This window comes from Shewanella sp. ENK2, from assembly GCF_043568515.1.
In the GTDB taxonomy this organism is placed as follows: Bacteria; Pseudomonadota; Gammaproteobacteria; order Enterobacterales; family Shewanellaceae; genus Shewanella; species Shewanella japonica.
Window position 1 is genome coordinate 4,167,249 of the sequence record NZ_CP171406.1, and the last position, 15,180, is coordinate 4,182,428.

The following is a 15,180-nucleotide window of genomic DNA, read 5'->3' on the forward strand; positions in this document are numbered from 1 at the left end:
TATCTTTACTGATATCCAGTTTATTACTTGCTTGCAGTGATGGTGTTAATGATAACGGCAATAATCAAATCACCGAAAAAGACATGGAAGCAAGGGGTGAAACTGAGGCTGTAAACAGTATAGAACAGCAAAAAGCGCAAGCAACAGTTTTATTGTCGCCGTTAACAGGTTACGAAGATTTAAGTAAACCGGGAATACTAAATCAGTTTGATTTTGAAAATTCTCGTGGTGAGATTAAAAAAATTGATGGTAAAGAGCAATTAGTTGTTTATCTTGATTCAAAGCAGCACCATAGCGCTAGCTTTAGTGTTAAACCTGATAAAAGTTTTAATTGGCAATCGAATGAGCCAATTGGTTTTGCTGTCTCATTGGCTAACCCGAAGTCAACCTCAGTCTTTATTCATGTCAAAGTAAAAGACAGTGCTGGCTTAAGTCATAATCGAAATATTGTGTTACCAGCTAAAAGCCAAAATAACTACTTTATGTCGTTATCTGGTGAAGACTTGTCAATTGAAACAGGCATTAGAAGTAATCCTAATCCTTGGTTAACGGATTATACGCCTATAATTTGGCGTTATGGTGTGAAAAATATTGACCTTAAAAATGTCGCTGAAATTGAGTTTAGTGTTCATGGTGTGCCAGAAGACAAGCAAATCTTGTTGAGCAATTTACAATTGATTAAAGCGACAAAACTTAATGACCAATATTTAGAGAATTTAGTGGATGAATTTGGCCAAAGCACCAAGATTGATTTTATCAATAAAGTGAAATCTACAGATGAATTAATTGCCATTTCTGCAAAAGAACAAGCTAGTTTACGTAAGACCGTACCAGAGGGACGCTCAACTTTTAATGGTTGGAAGGCTGGACCTAAGCTTGATGCAACAGGATATTTTAGAGTTGAGAAGTATCAAGGAAAGTGGAGCCTTGTTGATCCTGAAGGTTATTTATTTTTCTCAAATGGTATTGCCAATATACGCATGGCAAATACTTCTACCATCACAGGGTATGATTTTAATACCACGCATATAACCCCAAGAGCTGAAGGCGATTTTACGCCTGAGGATTCTATTGGATTAAATAGGGCGCCTGAATCTGCTTGGGATACAAGGTATGTCAGTTCTGAGTTAAGAGCCAAGATGTTCAGTTGGCTGCCTAAATATGGCGAGCCGTTATCTGAACATTTTGGTTATCGTCGTGAAGTACATACTGGTGCAGTAGAAAAGGGCGAAACCTTTAGTTTTTATCAAGCAAATCTTGCGCGTAAATATCAATCTAACGACGCTGATGTGTTTATGCCTAAATGGCGAGATACCACAGTCGATCGCATGCTCAGCTGGGGCTTTACGTCATTTGGTAATTGGGTCGATCCCAGCTTTTACCAACTTAATCGAATTCCATACTTTGCTAATGGTTGGATTATCGGCGACTTTAAAACGGTCAGTAGTGGTAATGATTATTGGAGTCCACTGCCTGACCCTTTTGATCCCGAATTTGTAAAACGGGCTCATTTCACTGCAAAGCAAATTGCCGCTGAAGTTCAAAATAATCCTTGGTGTGTTGGTATATTTATCGATAACGAGAAAAGCTGGGGACAAATGGGCAGCATAGAGTCTCAATATGGTCTTGTCATCAACACGTTAGCTATAGACGCAAGCGATAGCCCAACTAAAGCTGAGTTCGTTAAGGTATTACAGACAAAATATACCGACATCGGCGAATTAAACCGCCAATGGGGAACAAATTTTTCTACATGGAAGCGAGTTGAAACCGGTATAGAGATTACTGATTTTAAGGATGAAGTGGTAACGGATTTATCGTTATTACTTGAGCATTATACCAGCGAGTACTTTGCGGTGGTGAGCGATGCTGTTGCGCAGTACTTACCAAACCATTTGTACTTAGGTGCTCGCTTTGCCAGTTGGGGCATGACACCCGAAGTGCGATCGGCCGCGGCTAAACATGTCGATGTAATGAGTTACAATTATTACAAAGAATCGGTAAATGACTCCTTCTGGTCATTTCTGGAAGGCATTGATATGCCAAGTATCATAGGTGAGTTCCATAATGGTTCAATGGATTCTGGTTTACTAAACCCTGGACTTATTCATGCTTCTTCACAAGCCGACCGAGGCGCTAAATATCAAGAATACGTTAACAGCGTACTAGATAATCCGTATTTAGTTGGCTCGCATTGGTTCCAATATATTGATTCTCCTCTGACAGGTCGTGCCTACGATGGTGAAAACTACAACGTTGGGTTCGTGAGTGTGACAGATATTCCTTATCAGCCATTAGTTGATGCAGCAAAAGCCGTCAATCAGCAAATTTATACGAGGCGTTTTGGTGATGTTTACGTTAAATAAAATGATGTCTCGGCCAATTTGCAACACTATTTCTGCCGCTGGCTATAACTATGAATATAACAGTGTTTATAACAGTAGTGATTACAGCAGTGATTACAGCAGTGATTACAGTAGTGATTACAGTAGTGATTACAATAGTGATTACAATAGTGATTACAGTATCTATGGCAATACGTGCAGTAACATAACTCGCCGTTTCGGGTCACAGGTGTTGGCGTTGTTAGTGATGTATTGCACTTTGGCTGTGAGTCATCATAGCCAAGCTGCGCCGGTGCTGAATTTACCTGAGCAAGAAAAACCAAGCTTAAGTAATATTCGATATGAGATCTTCGACGATAGAGCGTACGAAGTGTTAAACACATCTGCGCCGCTTCATACGTTAGCCTCTGGGTTTCAGTGGGCAGAAGGGCCTGTTTGGTCTTCTGCTGGCCAGTATTTGCTGTTTTCAGATATCCCTGCAGGCAAAGTATTTCAATTTCATCCCGATCAAGGGCTTAATGAGTATTTACCTGTAAGCGGCTTTTCTAATGGGCTGGTGATTAACACATCTGATAGTGAGGCTGAGCAATTAATATTGCTACAGTCTCGCTCTCGTCAGGTTGCAATAATGCAGGCGTCACTTGATAAACCTAAGGGTAACTATCAACGAGTAGTTAGTCAGTTCAACGGTAAGCGCTTAAATAGCCCTAATGATGGTGTATTAAGCCACGATGGTAGTTTACTGTTTACTGATCCGCCTTATGGACTAGCACAGCAGCTTAACGATCCTGAAAAGGAATTGGCATTTCAAGGGGTGTATCGGCTATCTAAGCAACATGAATTAAGCCTAATTGATGACAGTTTACGCTATCCCAATGGGATAGCGTTGGCTGCATCCGTGCCGTCGAGCGACAATACCTATACCTTGTACGTTGCAGCTTCAAATCCACAAAAGCCTGCCTGGTATCAATATACCTTGAATACTGATTGGCAAGTGATACAGCGTCAGGTATTTCATCAATTACCGCCAGTGAAAGACGAAGGACGCGGTTTACCCGATGGATTAAAAGTCCTGCCTTCTGGAGATGTTCTCGCCACAGGCCCAGATGGACTATGGCTATTTGATCATTCGGGAAAGTTACTAGCCAAAGTACATTTGCCCAGTATTGCTGCCAACCTTGCCTTTAACGATGACTACTCCACGGTTTTTGTTACTGCACATCAATATCTATATTCGCTCGATTTGGTCAAACAACCGCAATAGCACTTGTGGTTGATATTACCTTGGTTCATTAAAAGGATGATAAAAATGAAAAGGAAGTTTTATCTTACTAATACGCAAGCATTTCAAGCATCTGTTATTCCTTCAGCAGATCACTGTGCGGCAAATTCAAGCACTTTACCTGTTACTTTTAGTCAATCTAAAACAAAATTGAGTTCGTTATTGCTAGGCGTTTTGGTTGCGTTAACAGCTTGCCATTCACAGGAGGCAAGTATCGATAAAGCAAGTAAGGGGCAAATAGTTAATACGCAAAACCATCAAACTGATGATGTGTTTGCTGACGAAGTGGTCCTTAAACACTTGGTTGATTTTAATAATGATGAGCAGCTCAGTTGGCTAAAACTTACTGATACGCAAACCGCAGTTGTTCACAATTCCAGTAATAATAGCCAAAGTTTAAAAGTGGATTTTCCGCAAACAGCTAATATTCCCAAATTAACCATCAAACCTGATTCACCTTGGAATGTTGCTGAGTTTCCTCGTGCAAACTTAGCATTGAATGTCACGAATACCAGTGATGAATCTATTCAGCTTTATGTGGACATTACAAACCCTCTTGGACAGTACCAAAGTCGCTCTATCAGTTTAGTTGCTGGATATAATGGCACGATATATTTTCCACTGAGTGGAATTGAGGCGCAAACCGATACCGGTGTATGGGGTGACGTAAGACCTTGGAATACCAATGACGATATGATGGTGTGGCGTTCATGGCGTGAAAAAGGCGCATCATTTACTGAACTGTCGTCACTATCATTTTTTACTATTGGCAATTTACGCGCTAAGTCGGTGATAATTGATGACATTCGTATCCGTCAAAACCCGCCTGTAAAGACAGATAACCCCTTTGACTACCTCGTTGGCTTAATTGATCGTTTCGGTCAAAATAATAAACAACCCACGGCGCTACATATCAATTCAGAAACGCAATTAAAAGCGCTGGCAGATAACGAGCTCAGTCAGTTACAAGCGTCTAGTGGCATGCCTAACCGTTCACAATACGGTGGGTATACCCAAGGACCTAAATTAAACGCGACAGGGTATTTTCGAACTGAAAAAGTCGATGGTAAGTGGTGGATGGTCGATCCAGAGGGCAATCTGTTTTTCTCTCATGGGCCAGCTAATGTACGAATGGCCAACATGAGTACGTTAACAGGGATTGATTATGATGATCCTCGGATAAGGGTAAGAACCAGTGATGAAATTACACCTGAAGATTCGATGGGGATTGTGGATGTTGCTAAAGAGGTGAAAGAAAAACGCTACGTTATTTCATCATTAAGACATGACATGTTCACTTGGTTACCCGACTATGATGCGCCACTAGCTAAACATTACAGTTATCGCAGAACAACTCATAAAGGGCCAATACCTCATGGCGAAACATACAGCTTTTACCGCGCTAATTTAGAGCGTAGATATAATGAAATGGATGTTGCTTCCTATCCTGCGGTATTTAAGCCATCAAACTATCTAGAAGAAAATCAGCATCTGGAACAAAAAAAACAACATTCTTCGCAAGCTAAATACTTACAAGCTTGGCAGGATGTCACTGCAAAACGTATGCATGATTGGGGCTTTACTTCATTTGGCAACTGGGTTGACCCTGCTTTTTATCAATCCAATCAGGTTCCTTATTTTGCCAATGGCTGGATAATTGGTGATTTTAAAACCTTGTCAGGTAAAACTAATCATTGGGGCTTAATGCCAGATCCGTTCGATCCCGTGTTCGCCGAGCGAACAAAAATTACCATTGACGCCATTGCAAAGGATATTCAATCTTCACCTTGGTGCGCCGGTATTTTTATTGATAATGAGAAAAGTTGGGGTGAGAGAGAAGGCTCAGTTGAAGCGCGTTATGGTGTGATTCTTGATGCGCTTTCAAAAACCGCTAGCCAAAGCCCAGCTAAAAAAGCCTTTGTTAAGGTGCTGCAAGAGCAATATGGCGCTATTGATAACATTAATGCAGCGTGGGGAGCGCAATATACTCAGTGGAGCGATCTAAACCTTGGACTCGAGTTTGCCGACCATACACCTGAGTTAATTGCCGATTTATCACTGCTGTTAGAAAAACTTGGCGAGCAATATTTTAACGTTGTTCACAATACGCTAGAGAAGGTATTGCCGAATCATTTATATATGGGGGCAAGAATGGCAAACTGGGGGATGCCTGATGAAATCATTAAAGCATCGCTTAAATACTCCGATGTACTCAGCTTCAATATTTATGAAGAAGGGTTACAAACTGATTATTGGCAGTTTTTAGAAAAAGTGGATTTACCTGTGGTAGTAGGAGAATTCCATATTGGCACAGCAACCGACTCAGGTATGTATAGCCCAGGTATTGTCCATGCAGCGAATCAAGTCGATCGAGCGCGTATGTATAAAGCTTATATGAAAAGTGTGCTAGAAAAACCGTATATGGTTGGCGCACATTGGTTTCAATACATTGATGAACCCATTACTGGCAGGGCATTTGATGGCGAAAATGCCAACATAGGTTTTGTAACGGTCACTGACGTACCTTATCCTGAAATGATTCAAGCTGTTAAACAAGTCACCTCTACCATGTACCAACAGCGATATGGTCAATAGTGATTAGCCCTATATAAATCCAGCTTTAGGCTGGATTTATTTTTGTTCATCTTTCATTGATTGCGTGTTTTTAGTTACTGTAACATCATGAAATATACATGATATTAATGGATTATCTGAATGAACAAGGCTGTTAAGGATACAAAGCAACAGAGTAATAAGGCGATTTGCAACGTCATCAATACTGATACCAAAGCGCATTGCAAAACTTATGTAATAGCTGATATGGACATACCCCAACAAAACCTCCAATCAAATCTCCAGCAAACACCTCAACAAAGTACCCAAGATATTGAATCTCAGTCGGGAGCAACAACGCCAGTTTCATCAGAACAGCATGGAGTTAAAAGCCGTGTGCGGACCCAAGTACCTTTATTGAGTTTGGCATTGGTCAGTTTTGCTATTTTTATTGGCTGGATAATTTATCAAGCCAATATTGGTGGCAATAACATATTTTTTGATTTAGTGAGAGTCGTTCCTTACGGCGATAAAGTTGGCCACATGATGCTTTTTGGCACGCTGACATCACTGGCCTTGATTGCATCGCGAGCGGCATATTTTAACTTATTTGAACGTAAAATTTATTACGCCATTGTTGTAATCAGTACCTTAGTGTTTATTGAAGAAGTCAGTCAGGGTTTTATCGCGACACGTACCTTTGATATTGGCGATTTAACGGCTGATGCAGTAGGCATCACTTTATTTAGTGTGATCACCATTAAATGGATTAGCCGCAACCGATAGTTGAGCGGGACAATGACATAGGATTCATCAAGATTTAATAAGTAAAGTCTTCAATCTAAAAGCTATCCTTTGTTTGACTGATTGGCAGTATCGCCACAAGTATAATAGGTTTTATATAAGTGACTTATGATAATGTGTCAAATATGGACTAGACTAAGGCGCAAGTATCACACTGTGTCTTGATAACGCCGAATGGCTAGCTTTTCAATTTCATTAGGTTGCACTCGCTAATAAGTTGCACGAGTTTTATTTTTCCTTTCTAGATACAAGAACTTTCATAAGGATTTTGAATGGTCTTCTTTATCGTTTCTTCATTGTGTTCACCACAGTCCATGGGCATAAAGCTGTGGCTCACTATTCAGTTGTACATTCAAATTTCAACGACATTACACGCTAACTCAACGATAATTTACAAAGGTGATTTATGACTGTTTGTTTTGATGAAATTCAACGCTTAAAGCAAAGTATTCAAGCATCAGTCATTGGACAAGAACATGTTGTCGATGCGCTCATATTATCCTTATTAACGAATGGTAATGTGTTGCTAGAAGGCTTACCTGGCACGGCTAAAACTCGTTCAATCAAAGCGCTTTCAAATGCGTTAGAAGTGAGCTTAGGGCGTGTGCAATTTACACCCGACTTATTGCCATCTGATGTGACAGGGACTGAGATTTATCAAGAGGTTGAAGGAAAATCCACGCTGACTTTTCAACCAGGGCCAGTATTTAACAACTTACTATTGGCTGATGAAATCAATCGTTCCCCAGCTAAAGTGCAAGCGGCACTGCTTGAAGCAATGGAAGAAAGGCAAATCACTGTGGCAGGTAAAACCCATGTGCTACCTAAACTGTTTATGGTGCTTGCGACTCAAAACCCAATTGAGCAAGAAGGAACTTATCCTTTGCCTGAAGCGCAAATGGATCGCTTTATGATGAAAGTCTTGTTGGATTATCCCGATGATGAGACTGAAGTAAAAATTATTGAGTTAGTGCGTGCTGAAGAAGCCTTATCAGTAGACAAACCGGCACCGATAGATCCTACTCATATCTTTACTGCACGAGATCTTATTCATCAAATTCATATGAGTGATGCAATAACCGCTTATATAGTTGCTATTGTGATGGCCACTCGTCAACCTTCTCGTTATCCAGATTCTCCCTTGGCTCAATGGTTATCAGTCGGTTCAAGTCCTAGAGCCAGTATTGCGTTAGATAAATGTGCTCGTGCCTCGGCATGGCTTGCTGGTAAAACCTTTGTCGATCCTGACGATGTACGCTCAATAGTACATGGTGTATTGCGTCATCGTTTGGTACTTAGCTACGATGCAATTGCCGATGGGGTAACGCCTGATCAGGTTATCGATGAAATATTACGTCAAGTGATAGCGGCCTAGTCGAGCTTTATGATGGATAAATCTGACAGTGATATTTATGTTTCTATTGAGCAACTTAGAAAGCTGCAATACCAAGCTGTAGGGGTTAACTTTTCTCCACGCCAAGCAGTAAACAGTGTCTTAAATGGGCGCTATTCATCTAAGTTACGTGGTCGTGGATTAAATTTTGAAGAACTCCGGCATTATCGTCCAGGTGACGATATCCGCTGCATGGATTGGAAAGTCACTAAACGCACAGGTAAACCCCATATAAAAGTCTATACCGAAGAGCGAGAACGCAACGTATATTTGATTGTCGATCAACGTGCTGCGATGTTTTTTGGAAGTAAAGGCAAAATGAAATCAGTAATTTGTGCCGAGTTAGCAGCACTGATTGGTTGGCGCATTGTTGGTGCAGGCGATCGAATTGGCGCGTTGGTATTTAATGATGATTCTGCGTCGGTTATTCCTGCCAAAAGAGGCGGTCAGCATCTTGCGCAAATCTTTAAATCGATAGTAAAACAAAATCATCAATTAGGTGCGAGCAACAATAGCTCTCATGCCAGTGACAGCCTGAATCAAAGCTGGCATAAAACAGCACAAGTTTGTGGTCACGACTCGTTAATTATTTATATTGGTGATGGTAATGGTTGGAACGATAAAACAACATATTTAATGAAGAATATCAGACGCCATAATGAAGTGATCGCCTGCAACATTATTGATGCGTTAGAGCAAAAATTACCGAGTATGGCGCAAATGGTCGTCAGTGATGGAAAACTTCAAATCCAATTTGATGCTTTAGGCAAAACTCAGCAGCAATATCAACAACAAATAGAGTCAAAATTGACTTTATATGCGCAAACCGCCCGTAAATATCGCGTACCTTTATTGACCATTAATACCGTTGACCCTGTTAGCACTCAGTTGATCAATGCGTTTCGCCGAGGTGGTGAATGACTCAATTTGGTGATACGTGGGGCAGTAGTATTGTAAAAGACTTAATTGAAACAGATGCGCCCAATGCCATTAGCTGGTGGCCACAAACTATTGGCTGGCAGGTTGTTGCACTAATCGGCCTTACGCTTGTTTGTCGTAGACTGTATTTTGCTTGGCGTTTATACCAGCATAATCAGTATCGTCGTGATGCGATAGCATGGTTAAACTTATTACCTCCCTTTGAACAATTATCTGCTCAACCTATCTATCGTCAATTACCGAATCTTGTTCGTAAAACCGCTTTAGGCGGTTATAAGCGCACCGAAATTGCAACATTATCTGCTGATGAATGGACACAGTGGTTGAGTAAGCAATGTCCTCAAGCCAAGTTTGAAGATATCGGCTTTACATTACATGAGTTAGCTTATGATTCTGCTTTAGAAGTGAATACGGCACAGATGACGAAGTTAATTAACCAGATACGAATTTGGATAAAACAACATCGAGGTGAGTATGATTGAGTTTGCTTACCCACTATGTTTTGTTTTGCTGCTTGCCCCAGTCATTATGTATTTTATTGCGCCTGCTTATAAAGAAAAGCGCAGCTCTATTCAAGTGCCGTACTTTGAACAGTTAGTTGATATTACAGGTGAGAAACCGCAAAAAGGGGCGGTAATACTGTCAAGAAAGCATATTCAAAAATTGCTGTTAATACTTGCTTGGCTATGCATTGTTGTCGCGATGGCCAAACCTGAAGTTATCGGAACACCCGTCACCCAGCAAAAGTCGGCTAGAGACTTAATGATTGCAGTAGATCTATCAGGATCTATGGCGGTAGAAGATTTTGTATTGCCAGAAAATCAGTCTAACAAGGTTGATAGATTAACGGCAGTAAAACAGGTTTTACGTAAGTTTGTCAGTCAGCGCGACAGTGACAGGTTAGGGCTGATTCTTTTTGGCGATGCGCCATACCTTCAAGCGCCATTTACCAATGATTTAGATACATGGTTAACACTGTTGAATGACACGCAAGTTGGGATGGCTGGACAAAGTACCGCTTTTGGAGATGCCATTGGGTTATCCATTAGCGTGTTTAACAGCCATGAGACACAAAATAGAGTGCTTATTGTGCTTACCGACGGAAATGATACCGCTTCGAAAGTCCCCCTGTTGAAGCTGCAAAGGTTGCTGCGGCCTCTAATATCAAAATTTACACCATTGCCATTGGTGATCCTATCGCAGTTGGTGAAGAAAAAGTTGATATAGCTGTACTAGAAAATATTGCCACAATAACAGGCGGGCAAAGTTTTCAAGCTATTGATACACAAGCGCTTGAAAATGTTTATGAAGCGATTAATGACTTAGAGCCAGAGTTATTCGAGTCACAAACCTTTAGGCCAAAAACCAGTATTCATTATATTCCCATTGCACTGTTTTTAGGTTTGTATCTAGTGTCGTTGTTAATCGTCACCTTGCGTTTCCCTAATGTGAAAAAAGGGGCTAACTAATGGAGCAATGGTTAATCCAATTACAGCACTTTCATTTACTCCGACCTTGGTGGCTATTAGCCTTATTACCGCTGGCATATATTGTTTATCGTTTAAAGTACCGTCAGGATAATTTAGTGAATTGGCATGAGTATATGTCAGCTAAAATTTTACAAACATTGACAGTCAAAGGGGATAATCAACGGGTTATTTCACCTTTAAATTTGACCATAGTTTTAGGCATTATCAGTGTATTGGTTTTAGTAGGTCCAACATGGAAACAGCAACCAAGCCCATTTACAGAAGATAAGTCAGCGCTGATTATTGCGTTAGATTTATCTGAAACGATGGAGCAAACGGATGTATTACCTACACGCTTAACACGTGCGAAACAGAAAGTAATTGAGTTATTGGCTGTTCGCGGTGATGCCAATACAGCACTGATTGCTTACACAGGCTCGGCACATACAGTGATGCCGATAACTAATGACAGCAAGATGATAAAGCAGTTTTTAGATTCACTGAGTTTTAAGATAATGCCTAATTCAGGGAAGCAACCACAGACTGTTTTACCGATTGCCAACGGATTACTTGAAGCAACTCAAACCCCTGGAACCATTTTATTCATTACCGATGGCACCAGTGATAATGCATTTAGCGCTTTTGACACCTATTTTTCCGAGGCACAACATCAGTTAGTGGTTTGGGCGATAGGGCGTGATAATGCGAGCTCGCTTGAATCCGGCTCAACCATTATTCCAATGCAGCAAGAGCGATTAGAAACCCTTACAGATAAGGCTGGTGGACGGATAGTTATACTGACTGACGATAAACAAGATATCGAAAAGGTAAATGGCTATATAAATAATAATCTCGTTATTAGTGAAGATGAAAGCCGGCCTTGGTTAGATGCTGGCTATTGGTTGGTGTATATCATTGCAGCAATATATTTACTCTGGTTTAGACGAGGGTGGACACTGCAATGGTAAATTCGTCGATCAAATTTATCGTAAATGAACTCACCATGATGATTGTGAGTTCGTTGTCGAAAGTATCTGCATGGTATACAAAGTGGCGCACTCGAATAATGGTTTTTATTATCATTATTGGCGCTTTATTCGCTATTTTAAAACCTCAATCTTTTGCTGATTTATGGCTAACTCGAGATCAACAAGGAATGTTGCTGTTTAATATGGGTTATTACCAGCAAGCGAGTAATCATTTTAGTCTTGTACGCTGGCAAGCATTCAGTTTGTATGGCGCAGAAGAATTTGATCAATCTGCTATTTTATATGACCAGTTTGAAGATGAAATAGATCAAATTGCTCGTGCCAATGCATTAGCGCACGCAAGGCGATATGTAGCAGCTAAAAATATCTATCAACAAGTATTACAAACTGCACCAAATAATAAGCAAGCGAAGCATAATTTAGCCCTTGTTCAAGGCATTATTGATGAAGTGAATCGCATAGCTGAAAGCCAGCAGGGTGAAGCAGGAGACTCGCCACAAGAGCTAGGTGACGATCCGCAAACTGGTGATGGTGCTAAGAAAAAAGAAATGGTGTTAAAGGTAGCTGAGCATTATGACGCAAGTCAGTTGTTGCTTGACCCTAAGTTAAATGAAATGTGGTTAAGACAAGTTCAAAAAGATCCTGCGCGGTTCCTAGCGAATAAATTTCAAATGCAAACTGCCCCAACATCGCTAAACTCGCGACCGTTAACCACCAATGAGGAGAGTCAATGATGTCTTTTCTCTGCGATGTTTTTACAAGGCAGATATTGCTGTTTAAACTTTTACTTTTGCTAGTTTTAGTCCTTTATAGCTTTAGCGTGGCTAAATTTAGCCAAGCTGTTGAATCTGCAGACTCAAGTATCACACTTGAGTCCTTGATAGATAAGAATCAACTAAGCATCGAGATTCGTGTTCAAAGTAAAGCTCCTTTTGTCGTTAAACAACCTATTATTGTTCAAGTTGAAGTGTCCAGCGATCGCTGGTTTTCAAAAGGCGTTCATGTAACGCCTCCTGCTTATAAAGATATTGTCTTTTTACCTACTTCGAGTTCATCGATTACAGGAACAAAAAAGATTAATGGCCAAACATGGACATACATTATTCGAGAAATAACCTTATATCCCATGCAAGAGGGCGTTTATGAGCTGCCAGCTTTTGATGTATTTGCATCGGTTAATACAGAATATGGCATTGTTGAAGGCGTACTTAAAACTGACGACTTTCAAATTGAAGCTAGAATGCCACAAGTGGTTACAGAACTGGATACAGGTGTAGGTTTTACAACTGAGGTTGAAGATAACTTAATTGTTTCACCTTCTGTCACACTGTCTGTAAAGCATGATATCGGCAATGAAGTACTCGATATAACAGACGTAGCGAGAACGTTTAATGTCGGGGATGCAGTCACCCAAACGGTTTCTATAACTGCAAAAGGTGTCCCTGCAATGATGTTACCAGTATTAGCACAAACAAAATTGAGTGGGTTAAGTGTTTACCAGCAACCCAGTAAACTCAGTGATAAATCTAACCGAGGTGAATTAACTGGCATAATGTCGCAAACGACGAGTTATATATTTGAACAAGCAGGTGAGTTTACTACGCCTAAGCAAGTTTTGTATTGGTATAACTTACAACAAAATGAGGTAACAGAACTCACTGTGCCTTCAGTAACTTGGGTAGTCAAAGGTGGCGCTATAAGCGCGAGCAGTGATGGCACCGCTTCATCATTTAAAGCGTGGTTGAGTAAATATAGTTTAGTGATTGTCAGCCTATTCATTCTGATTTACGTGCTAACGCGACTTGCCCCGTATCGCACTAACCTTAAGGCGTTATATTTATCTTTATCTCAGTATGAAATTAAGCAATTACAAGCAAGCTTACGACAGGAATATGAGCAAGGAAATTACGCTAAAGTGTGTCAATTGTTGTACCGCTATATTGAATATCAAGATGCGCAATTATCAAAAATTGGTTCAGCAGTTTCATTGTTAAATCATCATCACTCAAATGAAAGAGGCCTAGATAATAGTCATTTAAATAATGACATTATTCTGAGTCTCAAACAGTTTTACAAATCTGACAGTGAAAAATATTCACTGCTAGAGCGGTTATTAACTCAAACATACTCAATAGATACTGCTGCACCGCTAACAGATGAACAGTTTAATACCTTATTACAGGTGACGGTATTGCTAAAATATAACCAGAGTAAGGGAAGTGGCGATATTTCTGCTAGTGCAATAAAATTAAATTAATCACAATAGCAGTAGCGGGTTATCTGATTATTTAAAGTTATAGGTAAGTGCTCGGGGCAAGTAAGGTAAGTGGCGCTTGTTTTTATACGCGTTTTTTAATGAGGTATCCATTCTGTAATCAATATTTTTGAACCAAAAGTCAAGCTACACTTTTTCACTTATTCTGAATGTTAAGTATCTCTATCATTGTCAGTGCTATTAAAAGTTGTGAATATCAATCCATACGAACAGTCTTTGGCCTAAATAACTGACTAACTGCAACGCTCAACTGATTCATTAACTGTGATATATTGAGTTTTTAGGCTGTCTCACCTCACCGACAATGATGCTTTATCTTCAGTTATGATTGGCGTGATTAATTGGCCTGATTGGTGAGTTTGATTGGTGTTAGTGAAACACTTACTTTTAATTGATGCTTATTGTCGTTTAGTTTTGACAGTACAGTATGAAACATGATGTTAACTGAGAATGTATGTCTAGCGTTTTACGATTTATTGTGGTTATTTTTGCAGCATTGGCAGTGACGTTTTTAGTGTTTTTTGTCATTGCAGCGCTAATTGAATTCCATATTCCAGAGCAAACGGCCCAACTCGTTCTTGATTCAAATGCTGATTCTTATGCTGATTTTTATGTTAATTCTTTAGCGAACAGTTCAGCTGCACAGTTTTTAATGATTTTGTAAGGCCGTTATATGTTTAGACAACACCATTATCGAGCTTGGGTTTACCTGTTGGTAAGTTCTATTTTTATCGCACAACCCCTCGTAAATTATGCTCATGCGGATGATATCGTGCCATTTACCTCTGATGGTTGTAGTGTTTTCCCCGATGGCACTTTGGCCGACAATCAATTATGGCTTGCATGTTGTACTGCACATGATTTTGACTATTGGCAGGGCGGTACGGCCAAGGAACGCCTTGAATCAGATCAACGCTTAAAGCAATGCGTCGCCAACCTTGGCCAACCGCATATAGCTAGCCTTATGCTTGCAGGTGTGAGAGTTGGTGGCAGTCCATATTTTCCAACAACCTATCGTTGGGGTTACGGCTGGCCTTACCCAAGAGATTATCAAGCCCTGTCAAAACAAGAGAAACAACAAATTCAACGAGTCCTAAATAATCAGAAATAAGTAAAATATTCGCTATAGCA

At 40.2% G+C, this 15,180-nt stretch carries 13 protein-coding genes; all 13 read left to right on the top strand.

Annotated elements, in window-relative coordinates:
* The first annotated feature begins 83 nt into the window (after positions 1–83).
* The 13 genes from ACGEDC_RS18230 to ACGEDC_RS18290 all read left to right on the top strand — a co-directional run bounded on the left by ACGEDC_RS18230 (position 84) and on the right by ACGEDC_RS18290 (position 15,160).
* Positions 84–2,366 carry an agarase gene (locus ACGEDC_RS18230; protein WP_425233808.1) on the top strand — a complete coding sequence of 761 codons (2,283 nt, stop codon included), beginning with the start codon at positions 84–86 and terminating at the stop codon, positions 2,364–2,366.
* Positions 2,350–3,609 carry an SMP-30/gluconolactonase/LRE family protein gene (locus ACGEDC_RS18235; RefSeq protein WP_394494906.1) on the top strand — a complete coding sequence of 420 codons (1,260 nt, stop codon included), beginning with the start codon at positions 2,350–2,352 and terminating at the stop codon, positions 3,607–3,609. Before ACGEDC_RS18230 ends, ACGEDC_RS18235 begins: the two co-directional genes overlap by 17 nt.
* Positions 3,610–3,654: 45 nt before the next feature.
* The gene (locus ACGEDC_RS18240) at positions 3,655–6,222 is read left to right on the top strand and encodes an agarase (RefSeq protein WP_394494908.1); all 2,568 of its coding nucleotides are present in this window, start codon (positions 3,655–3,657) and stop codon (positions 6,220–6,222) included.
* A 120-nt stretch (positions 6,223–6,342) separates the two neighbouring features.
* On the top strand, positions 6,343–6,966 hold the full coding sequence (locus ACGEDC_RS18245) for a VanZ family protein (protein WP_394494910.1): 624 nt from the start codon (positions 6,343–6,345) through the stop codon (positions 6,964–6,966).
* 424 nt (positions 6,967–7,390) lie between these two features.
* Positions 7,391–8,359, top strand: coding sequence for an AAA family ATPase (locus ACGEDC_RS18250; RefSeq protein WP_394494912.1), 969 nt, complete (start codon positions 7,391–7,393; stop codon positions 8,357–8,359).
* A 9-nt stretch (positions 8,360–8,368) separates the two neighbouring features.
* Entirely contained in the window at positions 8,369–9,298 is a 930-nt protein-coding gene (locus tag ACGEDC_RS18255; RefSeq protein ID WP_394494914.1) for a DUF58 domain-containing protein, read from the top strand.
* Positions 9,295–9,798 carry a DUF4381 domain-containing protein gene (locus tag ACGEDC_RS18260; RefSeq protein WP_394494916.1) on the top strand — a complete coding sequence of 168 codons (504 nt, stop codon included), beginning with the start codon at positions 9,295–9,297 and terminating at the stop codon, positions 9,796–9,798. Before ACGEDC_RS18255 ends, ACGEDC_RS18260 begins: the two co-directional genes overlap by 4 nt.
* Entirely contained in the window at positions 9,791–10,543 is a 753-nt protein-coding gene (locus tag ACGEDC_RS18265) for a VWA domain-containing protein (RefSeq protein ID WP_394494918.1), read from the top strand. Before ACGEDC_RS18260 ends, ACGEDC_RS18265 begins: the two co-directional genes overlap by 8 nt.
* A gap of 241 nt (positions 10,544–10,784) precedes the next feature.
* On the top strand, positions 10,785–11,753 hold the full coding sequence (locus ACGEDC_RS18270; protein WP_394494921.1) for a VWA domain-containing protein: 969 nt from the start codon (positions 10,785–10,787) through the stop codon (positions 11,751–11,753).
* Positions 11,747–12,508, top strand: a complete 762-nt coding sequence (locus ACGEDC_RS18275; protein WP_394494923.1) for a hypothetical protein — start codon at positions 11,747–11,749, stop codon at positions 12,506–12,508. Before ACGEDC_RS18270 ends, ACGEDC_RS18275 begins: the two co-directional genes overlap by 7 nt.
* A complete protein-coding gene (locus ACGEDC_RS18280; RefSeq protein ID WP_394494925.1) occupies positions 12,505–14,031 on the top strand; it encodes a hypothetical protein in 1,527 nt (508 codons plus the stop codon). The genes ACGEDC_RS18275 and ACGEDC_RS18280 overlap by 4 nt, the downstream gene beginning before the upstream one ends.
* Positions 14,032–14,503: 472 nt before the next feature.
* Positions 14,504–14,713, top strand: a complete 210-nt coding sequence (locus ACGEDC_RS18285; RefSeq protein ID WP_080915633.1) for a hypothetical protein — start codon at positions 14,504–14,506, stop codon at positions 14,711–14,713.
* Between the two features lie 9 nt (positions 14,714–14,722).
* Positions 14,723–15,160, top strand: coding sequence for a hypothetical protein (locus tag ACGEDC_RS18290; protein ID WP_394494927.1), 438 nt, complete (start codon positions 14,723–14,725; stop codon positions 15,158–15,160).
* Positions 15,161–15,180: the final 20 nt, after the last annotated feature.